At 70.3% G+C, this 16,845-nt stretch carries 15 protein-coding genes; 13 read left to right on the top strand and 2 right to left on the bottom strand.

Annotated features, from left to right (window positions below; genetic code table 11):
• Positions 1-175: 175 nt before the first annotated feature.
• Positions 176-1,366 (bottom strand): hypothetical protein, encoded by a 1,191-nt coding sequence (locus ACTJJZ_RS13135; RefSeq protein ID WP_440721633.1) that lies wholly within the window; start codon positions 1,364-1,366, stop codon positions 176-178.
• Here ACTJJZ_RS13135 and ACTJJZ_RS13130 point away from each other — a divergent pair.
• From ACTJJZ_RS13130 to recN, 6 genes are read left to right on the top strand one after another with little or no spacing between them, the layout of a single operon-like run.
• On the top strand, positions 1,301-2,005 hold the full coding sequence (locus tag ACTJJZ_RS13130; RefSeq protein WP_440721632.1) for a hypothetical protein: 705 nt from the start codon (positions 1,301-1,303) through the stop codon (positions 2,003-2,005). The two genes, ACTJJZ_RS13135 and ACTJJZ_RS13130, sit on opposite strands and share 66 nt — an antisense overlap.
• Positions 2,002-3,033 carry an HAD-IIA family hydrolase gene (locus ACTJJZ_RS13125; protein WP_440721631.1) on the top strand — a complete coding sequence of 344 codons (1,032 nt, stop codon included), beginning with the start codon at positions 2,002-2,004 and terminating at the stop codon, positions 3,031-3,033. The genes ACTJJZ_RS13130 and ACTJJZ_RS13125 overlap by 4 nt, the downstream gene beginning before the upstream one ends.
• A gap of 45 nt (positions 3,034-3,078) precedes the next feature.
• Positions 3,079-3,288: a hypothetical protein gene (locus ACTJJZ_RS13120; RefSeq protein WP_440721630.1), complete on the top strand. Its 210-nt coding sequence runs from the start codon at positions 3,079-3,081 to the stop codon at positions 3,286-3,288.
• Positions 3,285-4,082: a TlyA family RNA methyltransferase gene (locus ACTJJZ_RS13115; RefSeq protein WP_440721629.1), complete on the top strand. Its 798-nt coding sequence runs from the start codon at positions 3,285-3,287 to the stop codon at positions 4,080-4,082. The genes ACTJJZ_RS13120 and ACTJJZ_RS13115 overlap by 4 nt, the downstream gene beginning before the upstream one ends.
• The gene (locus ACTJJZ_RS13110) at positions 4,082-5,005 is read left to right on the top strand and encodes an NAD kinase (protein ID WP_440721628.1); all 924 of its coding nucleotides are present in this window, start codon (positions 4,082-4,084) and stop codon (positions 5,003-5,005) included. Before ACTJJZ_RS13115 ends, ACTJJZ_RS13110 begins: the two co-directional genes overlap by 1 nt.
• Positions 5,002-6,687 carry a DNA repair protein RecN gene (recN, locus tag ACTJJZ_RS13105; RefSeq protein WP_440721627.1) on the top strand — a complete coding sequence of 562 codons (1,686 nt, stop codon included), beginning with the start codon at positions 5,002-5,004 and terminating at the stop codon, positions 6,685-6,687. Before ACTJJZ_RS13110 ends, recN begins: the two co-directional genes overlap by 4 nt.
• Positions 6,688-6,694: 7 nt before the next feature.
• On the opposite strand, the gene ACTJJZ_RS13100 is transcribed toward recN, so the two are convergent.
• Positions 6,695-7,711, bottom strand: a complete 1,017-nt coding sequence (locus tag ACTJJZ_RS13100) for a LacI family DNA-binding transcriptional regulator (RefSeq protein WP_440721626.1) — start codon at positions 7,709-7,711, stop codon at positions 6,695-6,697.
• 175 nt (positions 7,712-7,886) lie between these two features.
• Here ACTJJZ_RS13100 and ACTJJZ_RS13095 point away from each other — a divergent pair, with 175 nt between their 5' ends.
• The 7 genes from ACTJJZ_RS13095 (at position 7,887) to ACTJJZ_RS13065 (ending at position 16,842) form a co-directional block, all read left to right on the top strand.
• On the top strand, positions 7,887-9,308 hold the full coding sequence (locus tag ACTJJZ_RS13095) for an ABC transporter substrate-binding protein (RefSeq protein WP_440721625.1): 1,422 nt from the start codon (positions 7,887-7,889) through the stop codon (positions 9,306-9,308).
• 128 nt (positions 9,309-9,436) lie between these two features.
• The gene (locus tag ACTJJZ_RS13090; protein WP_440721624.1) at positions 9,437-10,279 is read left to right on the top strand and encodes a carbohydrate ABC transporter permease; all 843 of its coding nucleotides are present in this window, start codon (positions 9,437-9,439) and stop codon (positions 10,277-10,279) included.
• Complete coding sequence (locus ACTJJZ_RS13085; RefSeq protein WP_440721623.1) at positions 10,276-11,166, top strand: carbohydrate ABC transporter permease; 891 nt, start codon at positions 10,276-10,278, stop codon at positions 11,164-11,166. The genes ACTJJZ_RS13090 and ACTJJZ_RS13085 overlap by 4 nt, the downstream gene beginning before the upstream one ends.
• A gap of 44 nt (positions 11,167-11,210) precedes the next feature.
• On the top strand, positions 11,211-12,656 hold the full coding sequence (locus ACTJJZ_RS13080; protein WP_440721622.1) for a family 43 glycosylhydrolase: 1,446 nt from the start codon (positions 11,211-11,213) through the stop codon (positions 12,654-12,656).
• Between the two features lie 32 nt (positions 12,657-12,688).
• Positions 12,689-14,182 carry a glycoside hydrolase family 32 protein gene (locus ACTJJZ_RS13075; RefSeq protein ID WP_440721621.1) on the top strand — a complete coding sequence of 498 codons (1,494 nt, stop codon included), beginning with the start codon at positions 12,689-12,691 and terminating at the stop codon, positions 14,180-14,182.
• Positions 14,179-15,087: a PfkB family carbohydrate kinase gene (locus ACTJJZ_RS13070; protein WP_440721620.1), complete on the top strand. Its 909-nt coding sequence runs from the start codon at positions 14,179-14,181 to the stop codon at positions 15,085-15,087. Before ACTJJZ_RS13075 ends, ACTJJZ_RS13070 begins: the two co-directional genes overlap by 4 nt.
• A gap of 69 nt (positions 15,088-15,156) precedes the next feature.
• Positions 15,157-16,842 (top strand): CTP synthase, encoded by a 1,686-nt coding sequence (locus tag ACTJJZ_RS13065; protein WP_440721638.1) that lies wholly within the window; start codon positions 15,157-15,159, stop codon positions 16,840-16,842.
• The last annotated feature ends 3 nt before the right edge of the window (positions 16,843-16,845 follow it).

Genomic DNA, 16,845 nt, shown 5'->3' with positions numbered 1-16,845 from the left:
TAGGACACCGCCGGACTTCCTTTACCAGAAAGGCCACCCAAAGCAGGGTGGCCTTTCTGCGTTAACATGCTTTTTCGGAAGGAGTCATGTCATGGCTGAGGATGAGCAGCGCCCCCGTGGGGGCAAAGATCACGATTCTCAGGGACGCCGTCGCTACGTCGACGGCGACCGCTCTTCACGACCCTTCCGCGGCGATCGCCCGTCTTCGTCGGGCGGCGACCGGAGCACCGATCGCCCGCGTCGTGAGGGGGATCGTCCGTTCCGTAGCAACGACGATCGTCTCCGCCGCGACAGCGACCGTCCGTATCAGGCCAGCGGCACTGATCGTCCGCGTCGCGATGGCGACCGCCCTTACGGCGGCAGCAGCACCGATCGCCCGCGTCGTGATGATGATCGTCCGTTCCGCAGCAATGCCGACCGTCCCCGGCCTGATGGGGATCGCCCTTACCGCAGCAATGACGATCGCCCGCGCCGTGACGGTGATCGTCCGTTCCGCAGCAACAGCACCGACCGTCCGCGTCGCGATGGTGATCGTCCGTTCCGCAGCAACGACGATCGTCCGCGTCGCGATGGTGATCGTCCGTTCCGCGGCAACGACGATCGTCCGCGTCGCGATGGTGATCGTCCGTTCCGCAGCAACGACGATCGTCCGCGTCGTGACGGTGACCGCCCGTTCCGCAGCAACAGCGCCGACCGTCCGCGCCGTGACGGGGATCGTCCGTTCCGCAGCAACGATGACCGTCCTCGCCGTGACGGTGATCGCCCGTTCCGCAGCAACGACGACCGTCCCCGCCGTGACGGGGACCGCCCTTACCGCAGCAATGACGACCGTCCTCGCCGTGACGGGGACCGTCCGTTCCGCGGCAACGACGACCGTCCTCGCCGTGACGGGGACCGCCCGTTCCGCGGCAACGACGACCGTCCGCGTCGCGAGGGCGACCGCCCGTTCCGCAGCAACGACGACCGTCCGCGCCGTGACGGGGACCGCCCGTTCCGCGGCAACGACGACCGTCCCCGCCGCGAGGGAGACCGTCCTTACCGCAGCAACGACGACCGTCCCCGGCGTGACGGGGACCGTCCGTTCCGCAGCAACAGCACCGATCGCCCGTATCGCGGAAGTGACGACCGTCCCCGTCGAGACGGGGACCGCCCCTTCCGGAACGACGATCGTCCCCGCCGTGCCATGCAGGCCGGGGACCGTCCGCGGGATCCGGAGATCCCCGAGGACATCACTGCTCGGGATCTGCACTCCTCCGCACGCAATGAGCTGAAGACTCTGAGCAAGGAGAACGCCGAGCAGGTGGCACGCCATCTCGCGGTGGCCGCTCAGCTGATCGACGAGGACCCGGCGCTCGCGCATGAGCATGCCCTCGCAGCCTCTCGCCGCGCCGGCCGCATCGCCGTCGTGCGGGAATCCGTGGCCATCACCGCATACGCGATGGGCGACTTCGCGCTGGCGCTGCGGGAGCTGCGCACGTACCGCCGCATCTCCGGACGCGACGACCAGATCGCCCTCATCGTCGACAGTGAGCGGGGCATGGGCCGTCCGGACCGCGCGCTCGAGGAGGGACGTTCGGTCGACCGCGCCGTTCTGCCCACGGAGACGCGGGTCGCCCTCGCCATCGCGATGTCGGGCGCGCGGCTGGATCGCGGCGAGACCGAGCTCGCGCTCGGCGAGCTGGAGATCCCTGAGCTGAATCCCGACCTGGCCTTCGACTGGAGCCCTGCGCTGTTCGCCGCTCGCGCCGCCGTGCTGGAAGATCTCGGACGTACTGACGAGGCCGCCTTCTGGCAGGAGCGCGCCGAGGTGGCGTCCGCCGCGCTCGGCCACGACGACGACGAGATGGTCATCGAGGACGTCTACGAGGATATCCCCGAGGACGCTGACCTCCCCGAGGACGCTGACCTCCCCGAGGACGAGGATCTCTCGGCGGACGAAGCCCCCTCGGACGCCGAGGAGGCAGCTGCCGCCGAGAGCACGTCTGGCGAGGAGCCGGCCGAGTGAGCCTCTTCTCGCGTGACCGGCGCACGCCGCTCACCGATGTCGATGTCGTGCTCGCCGACCTCGACGGCGTGGTCTACGCCGGTTCCGGCGCGATCCCGCATGCGGTCGAGAGCCTGCAGCAGGTCGAACGCACCAGGAAGCTCGGCTACATCACGAACAACGCCGCCCGCACGGATGCTTCGGTCGCGGCGCACCTCCGCGATCTCGGCCTCACGGTCGCGCCCGACGAGGTCGTCACCAGCCCGCAGGCGGCCATGCGTCTGATCGGCGGGCTGATCCCCGCCGGATCGACGATCCTCGTCGTCGGCGGAGACGGCCTCGTCGACGAGGTGCAGAAGGCAGGCTTCCGGGTCACCCGCAGCGCCGACGATTCGCCGGCAGCCGTCGTGCAGGGATTCTCGCCCGAGGTGGGGTGGAAGGACCTCGCCGAGGCGGCCTACGCGCTGAAGACCCCGGAGGACGAGGGCGGCATCCCGTGGATCGCCACCAACACCGACTGGACGATTCCGCAGTCGCGGGGCATCGCGCCGGGCAACGGCACGCTGGTGTCCGCCGTGCACACCGCGATCGGCCGTCTCGCGACCGTGGCTGGCAAGCCGGAGACGCCGATCTTCGAGGAGGCCGTCGCCCGGTTCGGCGCGCGCAAGCCGCTGTTCATCGGCGACCGTCTCGACACCGACATCCAGGGAGCGTCTCGCGCGGGCATCGACTCCGTCCTGGTGCTCACCGGCATCGACCGGCCGAAGCATGTGCTGGCTGCTCCGGAGGGCTCGCGTCCGACCTTCATCCTCGGCGACCTGCGCGAGCTCCACGAGCCCTACCCGCAACCGCAGGTCAAGGGTGACATCGTCACCGTGCGCCGAGCGTCGGTCCGCGTCGACGGCCCCGACGTCACGATCCTCAGCGAGGGCGACCGCCCGATCGACCTGGTCCGCGCCGGCGCCGAGGCGATCTGGCGCACCGGGCGGAAGATCTTCGGCTTCCGCGTGCCCGAGCGGCTGTACGCGGATCCTTTCCACCGTCCCTAGGGACGTCGCCGCCGCCACGTCGTGGTCCGGACCTAGGGTGGGAGGGTGAGCGAGAACACGGCCCCCGAACAAGCCGGGACGAACGCGGCGGCGCATCCCGCGGACGGACTGTGGAGCAGACTGCGCCTGATCGAGGGCCAGCCGCTGGACAGCCGCGCCGCCGCCTACACCGCTCTGCACGACGACCTCGCCCGGCGGCTGGAGAGCGCGCCACGCGAGGCCGCCGCGCCGCGCTCCGGTTCCGACCGCGGATGACGGCCCGTCTGGACGCCGCCCTCGCCGCCCGCGGACTCGCGCGTTCGCGCACGCACGCGGCGACCCTCATCGACGGCGGGCTCGTGACCGTCAACGGGAAGCCGGTGGCCAAGGCGTCGGCCAGGGTCGACGACGAGGACACGATCGAGGTCGCCGTCTCCGATCACTACGTCAGCCGGGGTGCGCACAAGCTCATCGCCGCGCTGGACGGCTTCGGCATCGATCCCGCGGGGTCCCTCGCCCTGGACATGGGCGCGTCCACGGGCGGATTCACCCAGGTGCTGCGGGAGCGCGGCGCACGCCGGGTGCTGGCCGTCGACGTCGGCCACGACCAGCTCGCCGCGTCCATCCGCGCCGATGCCGGCGTCGTGGCGGTCGAAGGGTTCAACGTGCGGCACATGAACGCCGATGTGCTCGCCGCGGCCACCGGGGAGCCCGAGCGGCCGGATCTGGTCGTCGGCGACCTCTCCTTCATCTCGCTGACGCTCGTGCTGCCCGCGATCGCCGCGACCGCCGCCGAGCATGCGGACGTGGTGCTGCTCGTGAAGCCGCAGTTCGAGGTCGGCCGCACCGCGGTGCGCGGAGGGCTCGTGACCAACCCGACGATCCGGGCCGACGCCGTCGCGCGCACGCTCTGGAGCGTGTGGGACCAGGGCTTCGGCGTGCTCGGCCTGCTGCCGTCGCCGATCCTCGGCACGCACGGGAACGCCGAGTACCTTGTGCACGTCGCCCGCGGCCGGGGGAGCAATCCGACAGAATGGTTGAGCACGATCGACCGGATGGCAGGAGGCTGATGAACGAGCGCAGGATCCTCGTCGTCGCACATGCGCGCCGAGACGACACCGTGCAGGCCGCGCACCGCGTCGTCACGGCGCTCCGCGCCGCCGGCGCGATCCCCGTGCTCGCGCCGGAGGACCACCGCGAGCTCACGGCAGCCGACGCACTGTTCGCCGACGTCGCGCTGCTCGGCAGCCCGGACGAGGGCGGCGACGTCCCGGTAGAGGACATCGAGCTCGCGATCGTGCTGGGCGGCGACGGGACGATCCTGCGAGCCGCGGAGCTCGTCCGCGACGGCACCGCACCCGTCCTCGGCATCAACATGGGGCACATCGGTTTCCTCGCCGAGATCGAGCGCGACGACATGGATGCCGCGGTCGCGCGGGTGATCGACCGCGACTACTCGGTCGAGGAGCGCATGGCCCTGTCGATCCGGGTGAAGGACCCCGACGGCCGGGTGGTCTACAGCACGTGGGCGCTCAACGAGGCGACGGTCGAGAAGGCCAGCCGGGAGCGCATGATCGAGGTCGTCGTCGAGATCGACGGCCGGCCGCTCACCACGTTCGGCTGCGACGGGATGGTCGTCTCCACGCCGACCGGCGCCACGGCCTACAACTTCTCCGCCGGGGGCCCGGTCATCTGGCCGGGCGTCGAGGCCATCGCCGTCGTGCCGCTGTCCGCGCACGCGCTCTTCGCGCGGCCGCTGGTCGTCGCGCCCGGCGCCGCCGTCGCGATCGAGCTGCTCGAGCGCAACGACGGCACCGCGATCCTGTGGTGCGACGGACGTCGTTCGCATGAGCTCCCGCGCGGCGCGCGCGTCGTGGTGCGCCGGTCGTCACGGCCGGTGCGTCTGGCGCGGCTGCACCCCAGCGTGTTCACCGACCGCCTGGTGCGCAAGTTCCAGCTGCCGGTCGCGGGCTGGCGGGGGTCGGACTCGTGATCGAGGAGATGCGGCTGCGCGACCTCGGCGTGATCGCCGAGGCCGTGCTCCCGATCGGCCCCGGATTCACGGCCATCACGGGCGAGACCGGTGCGGGAAAGACCATGGTCGTGACCGGGCTCGGCCTGCTGCTCGGCGCGCGCGCCGACTCCGGGGCGGTCCGCGCGGGTGCCGCGCAGGCCTCGGTCGCCGGCGTGTGGATCGTGCCCAGCTCCGGATCCGTCGCGGAGACGGTGGCCGACGCCGGCGGTGAGCTGGAGCCCTACGACGACGAGCGCGGCGAACTCTACGTCTCGCGGACGCTGACCGCCGAGGGCCGCAGCAGGGCGAGCGTGGGAGGGCGCGCCGCCCCCGCCGGCGTGCTGGCCGACCTGGCGGACGACCTCGTGGTCGTGCACGGGCAGTCGGAGCAGCTGCGACTGCGCTCGGCCGCCGCGCAGCGCGACGCGCTCGACCGCTTCGGCGGCGCGGCGCTCCAGGATGCCCGCAGCGCCTACACCGCGGCCTGGGAGCGCTGGCGCGCACTGTCCGCCGAGCTCGAGGAGATCACCGGGAGTCAGGATCGGCGCCGCGCCGAGGCCGAGGACCTGCGCGCTGCTCTCGCCCTGATCGAGGCGACGGATCCGCAGCCGGGGGAGGACGAGGCCCTCGCCGAGCGCGCCGAGCGCCTCGCCAATGCCGAGGAGCTGCGGCAGGCGGCCGCCGTCGCACACGCCGCGTTCTCCGACGAGGACGGCGGCACCGACATCCTCACCTTCGCCGCCGAGGCGCGCCGGGTGCTCGAGCGGGTCAGCGATCCGGAGCTCGCCGGGATCGCGGAGACCATCGCGGACCTCGGCTATCGGGCCACCGACATCGCCGCCCAGCTGTCCGGCTATCTGGCCGACCTCGACGAGTCCGGCCCGCACGAGCTGGCGGCGGTCGAGGAGCGGCGGGCCGCGCTCGGCACGCTGGTGCGCGCGCACGGCACGCTCGACGCGGCCCTGGAGCTGTGGAACACCGGATCCGCCCGGCTCGCCGAGCTCGACGACGACTCCGATCGCGTCGAGCGGCTCGCGGCCGAGCGAGAGGCGGCACGGACGCAGCTGGACGCCGCCGCCGCGGCTCTCACCGCGATCCGCACCGAGGCCGCGGGGAGACTCGGGGACGCGGTCACCGAGGAGCTGCACGCCCTGGCCATGCCGGATGCACGGCTGGTGGTCGCGGTGGCCGAGGGCGCCGAGAGCGCGTCCGGACGCGACGACGTCGCGATCCTGCTGGCACCGCATCCCGGCGCGGAACCGCGACCGGTCGCGAAGAGCGCGTCGGGCGGCGAGCTGTCGCGCGTGATGCTCGCGATCGAGGTCGTCATCGCCGGCACGGATCCCGTCCCGACCTTCGTGTTCGACGAGGTCGACGCCGGCATCGGCGGTGCAGCGGCGATCGAGGTCGGCCGGCGCCTGGCCCGGCTCGCCCGCACCTCGCAGGTGATCGCGGTGACGCACCTCGCCCAGGTCGCGGCGTTCGCGAACAACCACCTCAGCGTGGTGAAGGCCAGCGACGGGCAGGTCACCGCGTCCAGCGTCCGACGGCTGCACGGCGAGGACCGCGAGGCCGAGATGGCGCGGCTGCTGTCTGGTCTCGCGGACTCGGGGGCGGCGCTCGAGCACGCCCGGGAGCTGCTGGCCCTGCGCGAGGGCTGAGACGCGATCAGCGCAGATCGCGGACGGACTCCCGCACGATGACCGGCATCGGCAGCAGTTCGTGCGCGAGCTCCCGCTCGCCGAGAAGCATCTGCACGCCGCGGCGGGCCATCTGCTCGTAGGGCAGCCGCGCCGTGGTGAGACCGGGACGGACGAGCTCCGCGAGCTCCTCATCGTCGAAGGAGACGACGGAGACATCGTGCGGCACCCGCAGCTCCCGGTCGGCAAGAGCCTGATAGACCCCGAACGCCACGCCGTCGGTCGCCGCGATGACCGCGGTGAGGTCGGGACGCTCGTCCAGCAGACGATGGGTCGCGGCGTATCCGATCGCCGTCTTCCAATCCTCGACCTGACGTTCGGCTGGAGCCAGACCGCGAGCGGAGAACGCGTCGCGGATCCCTGCGAGACGGTGTGCGATGGTCACCGATCGGCGAGGATCGCCGGCGATGTGCGGAACGTCGCCGATGAAGCCCACCCTGGTGTGCCCGGCGTCGAGCAGCACGGAGGCCATGGCGTGACCGGCCGCGTATTCGTCGGGGAGGACGCTCGGCAGATCGTCCGGCGTGCGGCCGTTAACGATGACGACCGGCACGCCGCCCGGGGCGGAGGGGACGTCGACCATGCGCGCGGCCATGAGGCCGACGATCACGCCGTCGACGCGACGATCGATCATCTCGTCGAACGCCTCGGCCAGCTGCGAGACCTCATCGCCGGTCTCGGCGATGAGCACGGTGTGATCGAGCTCTTTGGCCGCGCGCAGCGTGCCGCGCACCATCGCGGATGCGAAGCGGGTGATCGTGACCTGGTCCGAGATGAAGCCGATGGACCGTGTCTTGCCCGAGCGCAGGCTCTGCGCGGCGGGATTCGGCTTGTAGCCGAGCTGCGAGGCCGCGGTCCTGACGCGCTCCACGGCGTCCGCCGAGAGGCGGGAAGGGCGGTCGTTGAGGATGAGGCTCACGGCTGTCTTGGACATGCCGGACAGGCGCGCGACGTCGGCGAGCGTGGGTCTCGGTGTCGAAGACATCCTGAACCTCCCCCTTCTCGTCCCCTCAATCTAACGGATCAGCCACGGTGATGAATTAATTTAGCTCTTCGGCTTGCATGCACACAGAGGGGGATGTTAGCGTCTGTTAAATCGGTTCACCAGGACCTATCGGCACCCCTGAGGCGAGCCGATGACTCTCAGAGAGGAGAAGTTGATGGCACGTGAGTTCGGGCCCGTCATGGGCCGGCGTGACCTGCTGCGACTCGGAGGCTACGGCCTCGCAGGAGCAGCACTGGCGGGGATGGGTCTCAGCCTCACCGGCTGTGCACCGAGCGGCGGTGGCGGTGGCGGCGCCAAGTCCGGCACGCTGACCATGCTGTACTTCGGCGACCAGAAGGCCGCCACCACTCTGCAGAACGCGCTGCAGCCGAAGGTCAAGAAGATCGACAAGGACCTGAGCCTCAAGATCACGGCGATCAACGGCACGGACTGGAACGACTTCCTCGCCAAGGTGCTCACCCTGATCGCCTCGGGGCAGGCCCCCGACATCGTGAGCGTGGCCACGGAGGGGCTGCAGCTCATGGCGGCCAAGAAGCTGATCATGCCGCTCGACGACTACGTCACCAAGGACATGTCCTCGCTGAAGTCGAGCTACTTCAACGACATCCACCCTGCGCTGATCGAGGCCATGATGATCGACGGCCACCTCTACAACATGCCGGACAGCTTCAACGCCGGCAGCATGTTCTTCAACAACGACGTGCTGCAGAAGGCCGGCGCGACCGCGCCCGCCGCGGGCTGGACCATCGATGACTTCCACTCCACCGCGGAGAAGGTCTCCAAGGTGGGCGGGGACATCCTCCCGTTCGACTGGGTGGTGCGGTTGTGGGGCAGCTGGACGTCCTTCCTCTACGCCAACGGGGGCAACCTCATCGAAGAGGGCAAGTACGGCGGAGGCGACTGGCTCTGGGGCAAGGCCTACGACTCGGGGAACAAGAGCATCGAAGGACGCAAGGGCGGCTGGAAGTGGGGCGCGCCGACGGCGAACTCCACGGCGTCCGTCGAGGCGCTGCAGTACGTCATCGACCTGCAGAAGGCCGGCTACTCGCCCTCTCCCGACGTGGGCGGCGGCGGCACCCTGCAGGGGCTGTTCTCCTCGGGGCGGATCGGCATGACGATCGGCGGCGGATTCTGGGCCGGCGGTCTGCACAACGCCGGAATGAAGGACGGCAGCTTCGACGTGCAGGCGTTCCCCACCTGGAAGGGCAACAAGTCGCTGTTCGGCACCGGCGGGTACTCCGTCTTCCAGTCCTCGCAGAAGAAGGACGCCGCCTGGGAGGTCATCAAGATGATGATCGAGCCCGACAGCTTCGACATCATGTTCCCCGGCAACGTCACGACCCCTGGACGCAAGTCGCTCATGACCGCGGAACGCTACAAGACGACCGGCCCGAAGAACTGGTCGGTGTTCTACGACCAGCTCGACGGCTCCGTGCCGATCTCGGCGCCGTCCTACTACAACGCGCTGGCGACCTCGCTCAACCAGCGGACCACCGAGGCGATCTCGTCCGGCAACGCCAAGGCCGCGCTCGACGCGATGCAGCGCGACCTCGAGAAGGTGGCGAAGGGCAGCTGATGTCCGCTCCCGCCACCACACCTCACGCCGCAGGGCGTGTCTCGTTGCACGGGGTGGCGTCTCCCCGGCCCGTCCGTCGCCCCGGTGCGCGGCGGACGGCCCGGCGAGAGGCGGCATTCGGATACGCGATGATCGCCCTCGCGATGCTGTTCGTGACCGTCTTCACGTTCGGACCCATCCTGGCCTCGCTGGCCCTGTCGTTCTTCGACTGGGACGTGATCACTCCGCCGACCTGGGCCGGCCTCGGCAACTATGCGCGGTTCTTCTCCGACGGACCGGTGCTGCAGTCCTTCGGCGTGACGATCTGCATGGCGATCGCGATCGTCGTGCTGCAGCTGACGCTCGGACTGGCTCTCGCCGTGCTCGTCAATCAGCGCACCTCGGCCTTCGGACGCACGTTCTTCCGGACGGCCTTCTACCTGCCGCTGCTCGCGTCCACCGCCGCCGTGGCGATCTTCATGGGCTACCTGTTCGACACCAAGTTCGGCGCGATCAACTACTACCTGCACCTGATCGGCATCTCCAACATCCCGTGGCTGAACAACCCGTTCGGGGCTCAGGCGACGATCGTGCTGATCGTGGTGTGGCAGCAGGTGGGCTTCACGTTCGTGCTCTTCGTGTCCGCCCTGATGGGGGTGCCCTCGGATGTGCTCGAGGCGTCCTCGATCGACGGCGCCGGCCCCCTGCGCACCCTGTTCCGGATCAAGATCCCGCTGATCAGCCCGACGATCCTGTTCGCCGCCGTGATCGCCCTGATCAACGCCATGCAGCTGTTCGACCAGCCTTACATCATGACCAAGGGGGGCCCGGGGACAGCGACGACCACGGCGACGATCTCGATGTATCAGACCGGGTTCCAGAACCTGCAGTTCGGGTACTCCTCGGCGATCGCGATCATCCTCCTGCTGCTGATCCTCGCGATCACCGGCCTTCAGTTCCTCGCTTCCCGGAAGCTGGTGTTCTACCAATGAGTGCGACCACAACGATCCTGACGGGACGCGCCCCGGTGCCGCACCCGGTGGAGGGCAGACGCCGTCCCGTGTTCCGCATCGGCAAGCTCGTCGGCCTCGTCGTCCTGATCATCGCCGCCGTCTTCGCCCTCGGTCCGCTGCTCTGGGCGCTGACGACGTCGCTGCGCAGCCCGGCGGACGCCTTCACCAACCCGCCGCAGTGGATCCCGTTCGCCCTGGACTTCAGCAATTACGCCGCGGTGTTCGAGCAGATCCCGATCGGCCAGTTCTTCCTCAACAGCATGATCGTGACGGTGCTGATCGTCGTCGGTCAGACGATCACCTGCACCCTCTCCGGGTACGCGTTCGCGATGGTCTCGTTCCCGGGCAAGAACTGGATCTTCGGCGCGTTCCTGGCCACCATGATGGTCCCGTTGCAGACGATCATCATCCCGGTGTTCCTGATCATCAAGACGCTGGGGCTCACCGACAGCCTGGCCGCGCTGGTGATCCCGGCGCTCGGCAGCGCCTTCGGCACATTCCTGATGAGGCAGTACTTCATGCAGATGCCGCGCGAGCTGGGCGAGGCGGCACGCATCGACGGCGCATCGCAGTGGGGCGTCTTCTTCCACGTCTACGCCCGCATGGCGGCGCCCGCGATCTCGACCCTCGCGATCCTGAACTTCTCCGGGTTCTGGGCGGAGTTCTACCGACCGCTGATCTTCCTGCAGTCTCAGAGCAACTTCACGCTGCCGCTCGGGCTCGTCGGCCTGCAGGGCAACCTCGGCACCGGGTCGATCTCGGTCGTGCTCGCCGGCGTGGTGCTGGCCATGATCCCGAGCGTGCTGCTGTTCATCTTCGCGCAGCGCTACTTCATCGCCGGAGTGACCGCCGGATCGTCCCGGTAGCGCCCTCCTCACCGAACCCACCGCTGACAGAAAGGCACTTCTCGATGATCGCTGCGCCGGCGCCGAAGAGCACCCCGGTGTTCTTCCGTCCTGAGGACGGCTGGGTCGGGGATGTCATCCCCTTCTCGCGGGACGAGGTCCTGCACCTCTGGTACCTGTTCGACGACCGGGCGGTGCCGAAGAGCGGGATGCCCTGGCATCTCGTCACCACCACGGATCTCGTGCACTTCTCCGAGCAGGGCGTCGCGGTGCCGAGCGGCGGACCCGACGCCGAGGACTTCAACGTGTACACCGGCTCCGTGGTGGTCGACGACGAGGGCGTCGCCCACCTCTTCTCGACCGCGCAGAATCCGGAGCGTCGGGGGAGCGACGGGCGCTCCCTGCAGCTTGTCGCGCACGCGACCAGCGCCGACGGGGTGCTCGACTGGGTCAAGCACCCTGACCTGACCTTCGGGGCGCCCGAGGGCTACGAGCCCGGCGACTGGCGCGACCCGTTCGTCTTCCGCGACGGGGACGGCGACGGCTGGCGGATGCTGGTGGCCGCACGTCACGACGACGGCCCCGACCGTCGCCGCGGCACCATCGCCCAGCTGAAGTCCGCGGACCTGCGGACCTGGGCGCCTGTCGAGCCGTTCTGGGACCCGCGGAGGTACATCGCGCACGAGTGCCCCGACGTGTTCCGCTGGGGCGAGTGGTGGTATCTCGTCTACTCCGAGTTCTCCGACGCGTTCTGCACCCGCTATCGCCGGGCGCGCTCGCTGGAGGGGCCCTGGCTCATGCCGCCTCGCGATGACGCGGTCGACTCCAGGGCGTTCTACGCGGCGAAGACCGTGGAGCGCGACGGCCGTCGCTTCTTCGTCGGATGGATCGCCACGAGGGAGGGAGACAGCGATGACGGAGCCTGGCAGTGGGCCGGCGCGATGTCGGTGCTCGAAGCGCGCCAGAACGACGACGGAACCCTGGCGTTCCAGCTGCCCGGCGAGCTCCTCGCGTCGTTCACCGAGCCCGTGGAGCATGGCCTTTCCCGCCGCGCCGCGAGGCTGGACGCGACGGATCGCTTCGAGCAGGCGGTGGGGGGTGCGGATCTGCCTGACTCCTACCTGATGACGGCCGAGATCGAGATCGCTGCAGGCGCGGAGGAGGTCGGGCTGCTGCTGCGGGCGTCCCCGGACGGCGACGAGGCCGGCGCGATCCGGCTCGAGCCTCGCCGCGACAGGGTCGTCTTCGACCGCTGGCCGCGCACCCGCACCGGCGCCGAGCAGTGGCAGGTCTCCGGGGACGAGCCGTTCGTGTTCGAACGGCCGTGCGCGCTTCCCGCCGGGCGCCATCGCATCGAGATCGTCGTGGAGGACGACGTGGTCGTGGCCGTCGTGGACCGCAGCGTGGTGCTGAGCACCCGGTTGTACCACCGCGGCGGCGAGCGCGTCGGCTTCTTCGTCAACGGCGGTTCTGCCCGGCTGGTGTCCCTCGACGTCCGTTCCCGGCCGTGACGGCCGTCGTATCCCTGCCGGAGGAGCACCTCATGACCCGACCGCGTATGCACTTCGCCTCCGCGCGCAACTGGCTGAACGACCCGAACGGGCTGATCCGCCACGACGGCCGCTATCACCTGTTCTTCCAGTACAACCCGCACGGGATCGAGCACGGCAACATGAGCTGGGGGCACGCCTCCAGCCCGGATCTCGTGCACTGGGAAGAGCTCCCGGTCGCGATCCGGTTCACGGACACGCACGAGATCTTCTCCGGTTCCGTGGTCTTCGACGAGCACGACACGAGCGGCCTGGGCACCGCGGAGACACCGCCGCTCGTGGCCATGTTCACGCTCGCCGACCGGCAGGGCGGCCATCAGGCGCAGGGCCTCGCGTCGAGCGTGGACGGGGGGAACACCTGGCGGATGCACGACGGGAACCCGGTACTGGATCGAGGCTCGGCGGACTTCCGGGATCCGAAGGTGTTCCGCTACGCGGGCGTCGCGGGCGAGTACTGGGTGATGGTGGCCGTCGAGGCGGTCGAACGGCGTGTCGTGCTCTACCGTTCGGATGACCTGCACACGTGGGAGTTCCTGTCGGACTACGGCCCCCGCGGCGCGGTGGAGGGGGTCTGGGAGTGTCCTGACCTGTTCCCGCTCGCGGTGGACGGAGACCAGGACGACGTGCGCTGGGTGCTGATCATCAGTCTGAATCCGGGCGGGATCGCCGGGGGATCCGGGACCCAGTACGTCATCGGATCCTTCGACGGCGTGCGTTTCCTGCCCGACGATCCTGCGCCCGCCCTGCGGCGGGTGGACGCGGGGGAGCAGGGCAGGGCCGAGCTCGAGGCCCTCGACTGGCTCGACTACGGTCGGGACTGCTATGCCGGCGTCACCTTCGCCGGTCTGCCCGACGAAGACCGGATCCTCATCGCCTGGATGAACAACTGGGACTATGCCGGTGTCATGCCGCCGACCGGGGAGGATCCGCAGCGCGGGGCGATGACCCTCCCTCGCCGACTGTCGCTGGTGCGCGAGCGGGGGAGGATCCGGCTGCGGCAGGAGCCCGTCGCGCCCGAGGTCGCGCCCGTCGCCGCGCTCGCGGGTGTCGAGGTGCTGCCTGCGGCGCCGTTGGTGTTCGACGCGCCGGAGCAGGCGCGGATCGGACTCCGGCTGCGGCTGGGCGAGGGTGCGTCGGCCGAGCTGCGTCTCGGGCAGGACGGCGCACCCGCGGCTGTGCTGCACGTGCGCGACGGCGAGCTCGCGGCGGATCGCGGGATCGGCGCCACGGGGCTGCCTGAGGCGTTCGGCAGCATCGAGCGGATGCCGGTGCGCGCCGGCGGCGCGGACGCCGTGCTCTGGCTGGACGAAGGGTCGATCGAGATCTTCGCGGACGGCGGCACCGCCGTGCTCACCGACCGCCTGGCCTTCCGCCGCTCCGCCCGCATCGCGCTGCATGCCGTGGGCGGTAGCGTACGGGTGGACGAGCTGACCGTCGCCACCCCGGCGCGAGCGCTCGCCGCAGCAGGAGAGGCGGAACGGGCATGACGCAGCCGCGGATCGGGGTGATCGGCGAGGCCCTCGTCGACATCGTCGTCGGCGGAGGGACGCACGTGGGCGGCTCACCTCTGAACGTCGCCGTGGGAATGGCCCGGCTCGGCGCCCCGTCGGTGCTGCACTCCCGGATCGGGGACGACGCGTACGGCGACGCGATCCGCGCCCACCTCGCCGTGGATCGGGTCGGCATCGGCGCGCACACCCTCGTCGCGGGGGCCTCGTGGACCGCGACGGCGACGATCGCGGTGGACGGCAGCGCGGAGTACGACTTCGCCCTGAACGGCGAGATCGACGTGCCGGACCTGCAGGATCTCGACCTGGTGCACGCCGGGTCGATCGGCGCCCTTCGCGATCCCGGCTCGGCGGCGCTGCTGGCTGCGTACCGGGAGGCCCCTGCCAGGACCCTGCGCAGCTTCGATCCGAACATCCGCGCCGCCGTGATCGGCCCGGCCGACGCCGCCCGGGAGCGCGTGTTCGCCCTCGCCGCCGCATCGCAGGTCGTCAAGCTCAGCGATGAGGACGCCGAGTGGCTGCGGCCGGGCGCCGCCCCGGAGCACGTGCTGGCGGAGCTCGCCGCCGGGGGAACCCGGTTCGCCGTGATCACCCGCGGCGGCCAGGGCGCGATCGCACTCGTCGACGGTGCGCGGTACGACCTCGCGGCCCGGCCGGTCACCGTGGCGGACACGATCGGCGCCGGCGACTCGTTCATGTCGGGGCTGCTGTTCGCCCTGCTGCGCGACGGCACCGACCGCCGCCTCGCCGCAGGCGCTCCGGTCCCCGCGGACGACGTCGTCGCCGCGGTCGACACGGCCCTCGCCGCTGCGGCCATCACCGTGTCCCGTGCGGGAGCGAACCCGCCGCGGACGGAGGAACTGGCGGAATCGCTCGCGCGCTGATCCACGACCCGCCGCCGGGCGGATCCACGACTCCGATCCGCCGACCGCCTGATAGGATAAAAGCCCGTGATGCAGACTTCAGCCGCGCGGACAGACAACGACACCACCAAGCACATCTTCGTGACGGGCGGTGTCGTTTCCTCGTTGGGCAAGGGCCTGACGGCGGCCAGCCTCGGCAACCTGCTCACCGCCCGCGGACTGCGCGTCGTGATGCAGAAGCTGGATCCCTATCTGAATGTGGATCCCGGCACGATGAACCCGTTCCAGCACGGCGAGGTGTTCGTCACGGACGACGGCGCCGAGACGGACCTCGACATCGGCCACTACGAGCGCTTCCTCGACATCGAGCTGAGCCAGGCCGCGAACGTCACCACGGGCCAGATCTACTCGCAGGTCATCGCCAAGGAGCGCCGGGGCGAGTACCTCGGCGACACCGTGCAGGTGATCCCGCACATCACGGACGAGATCAAGCGCCGCATGCGCCTGCAGGCCGACGAGACGCCCAAGCCCGACGTGATCATCACCGAGATCGGCGGCACGGTCGGCGACATCGAGTCGCAGCCGTTCATCGAGTCGGCGCGGCAGATCCGCCACGAGCTCGGCCGCAAGAACGTGTTCTTCGTGCACGTCTCCCTGGTCCCGTTCATGGGCGCCTCGGGGGAGCAGAAGACCAAGCCGACGCAGCACTCCGTCGCGACGCTGCGCTCGATCGGCATCCAGCCGGACGCGCTCGTGCTGCGCAGCGACCGCCCGGTGACCGAGGCCAACAAGCGCAAGATCGCGCTCATGTGCGACGTCGACGAGGACGCGGTCGTGAACGCGGTCGACGTGCCCAGCATCTACGACATCCCGACCATGCTGCATGACCAGGGACTGGACGACTACATCGTCGACGCCCTCGGCATCGGCAAGGCCGCGGACGTGGACTGGACGCGCTGGCAGAAGGTGCTGCAGGCCGTGCACAACCCGAAGCACGAGGTGACGATCGGCCTGGTCGGCAAGTACATCGACCTGCCCGACGCCTACCTCTCCGTCACCGAGGCGCTCAAGGCCGGCGGCTTCGCGCACGAAGTCGCCGTGAAGATCCGCTGGATCCCCTCCGACTCGTGCGAGACGCCCGAGGGTGCGGCCAAGGCGCTCGGCGACGTGGACGGGATCTGCGTGCCCGGCGGGTTCGGCATCCGCGGCATCGAGGGCAAGCTCGGCGCCCTGCGCTTCGCGCGCGAGCAGGGGATCCCCACGCTCGGACTGTGCCTGGGCCTGCAGTGCATGGTCATCGAGTACGCGCGCAACGTCGCCGGCATCGACGGCGCCTCCTCGAGCGAGTTCGACCCCGACACGGCGGAACCGGTCATCGCGACCATGGCCGAGCAGGTGCAGATCCTGGACGGCGGCGACCTGGGCGGCACCATGCGCCTCGGCCTGTACAAGGCGGCGCTCGGCGAGGGATCCCTCGCGGCGGAGCTGTACGGCGCGGCCGAGGCCTCAGAGCGCCACCGGCACCGGTACGAGGTCAACAACGCGTACCGCGGCCGCCTGGCCGACGCCGGCCTGTCGTTCTCCGGCCTCAACCCCGAGCTGGACCTGGTCGAGTACGTCGAGCTGCCGCGAGAGGCGCACCCGTTCTACATCGCCACGCAGGCGCACCCCGAACTGCGCTCGCGCCCGACCGAGCCGCACCCGCTGTTCCGCGGGCTCGTGGGCGCGGCGATCGAGCGCCACCGCGCCAGCGAGCTGTTCGACGACGAGGGATGACTC

The organism is Microbacterium sp. 22242 (assembly GCF_052045495.1).
GTDB lineage: Bacteria > Actinomycetota > Actinomycetes > Actinomycetales > Microbacteriaceae > Microbacterium.
The sequence above is the reverse complement of the archived record's forward strand: the minus strand, read 5'-3'. Positions and strand labels throughout refer to the sequence as shown.

What these genes read in the sequence shown, in the direction of transcription:
- ACTJJZ_RS13115 (WP_440721629.1), top strand. Translation starts at nt 3,285, where the DNA reads ATGACGGCCCGTCTGGACGCCGCCCTCGCCGCCCGCGGACTCGCGCGT.
- ACTJJZ_RS13095 (WP_440721625.1), top strand. Translation starts at nt 7,887, where the DNA reads ATGGCACGTGAGTTCGGGCCCGTCATGGGCCGGCGTGACCTGCTGCGA.
- ACTJJZ_RS13075 (WP_440721621.1), top strand. Translation starts at nt 12,689, where the DNA reads ATGACCCGACCGCGTATGCACTTCGCCTCCGCGCGCAACTGGCTGAAC.
- ACTJJZ_RS13070 (WP_440721620.1), top strand. Translation starts at nt 14,179, where the DNA reads ATGACGCAGCCGCGGATCGGGGTGATCGGCGAGGCCCTCGTCGACATC.
- ACTJJZ_RS13065 (WP_440721638.1), top strand. Translation starts at nt 15,157, where the DNA reads ATGCAGACTTCAGCCGCGCGGACAGACAACGACACCACCAAGCACATC.
- ACTJJZ_RS13110 (WP_440721628.1), top strand. Translation starts at nt 4,082, where the DNA reads ATGAACGAGCGCAGGATCCTCGTCGTCGCACATGCGCGCCGAGACGAC.
- ACTJJZ_RS13135 (WP_440721633.1), bottom strand. Translation starts at nt 1,366, where the DNA reads ATGCTCATGCGCGAGCGCCGGGTCCTCGTCGATCAGCTGAGCGGCCAC.
- ACTJJZ_RS13080 (WP_440721622.1), top strand. Translation starts at nt 11,211, where the DNA reads ATGATCGCTGCGCCGGCGCCGAAGAGCACCCCGGTGTTCTTCCGTCCT.
- ACTJJZ_RS13100 (WP_440721626.1), bottom strand. Translation starts at nt 7,711, where the DNA reads ATGTCTTCGACACCGAGACCCACGCTCGCCGACGTCGCGCGCCTGTCC.
- ACTJJZ_RS13085 (WP_440721623.1), top strand. Translation starts at nt 10,276, where the DNA reads ATGAGTGCGACCACAACGATCCTGACGGGACGCGCCCCGGTGCCGCAC.
- ACTJJZ_RS13090 (WP_440721624.1), top strand. Translation starts at nt 9,437, where the DNA reads ATGATCGCCCTCGCGATGCTGTTCGTGACCGTCTTCACGTTCGGACCC.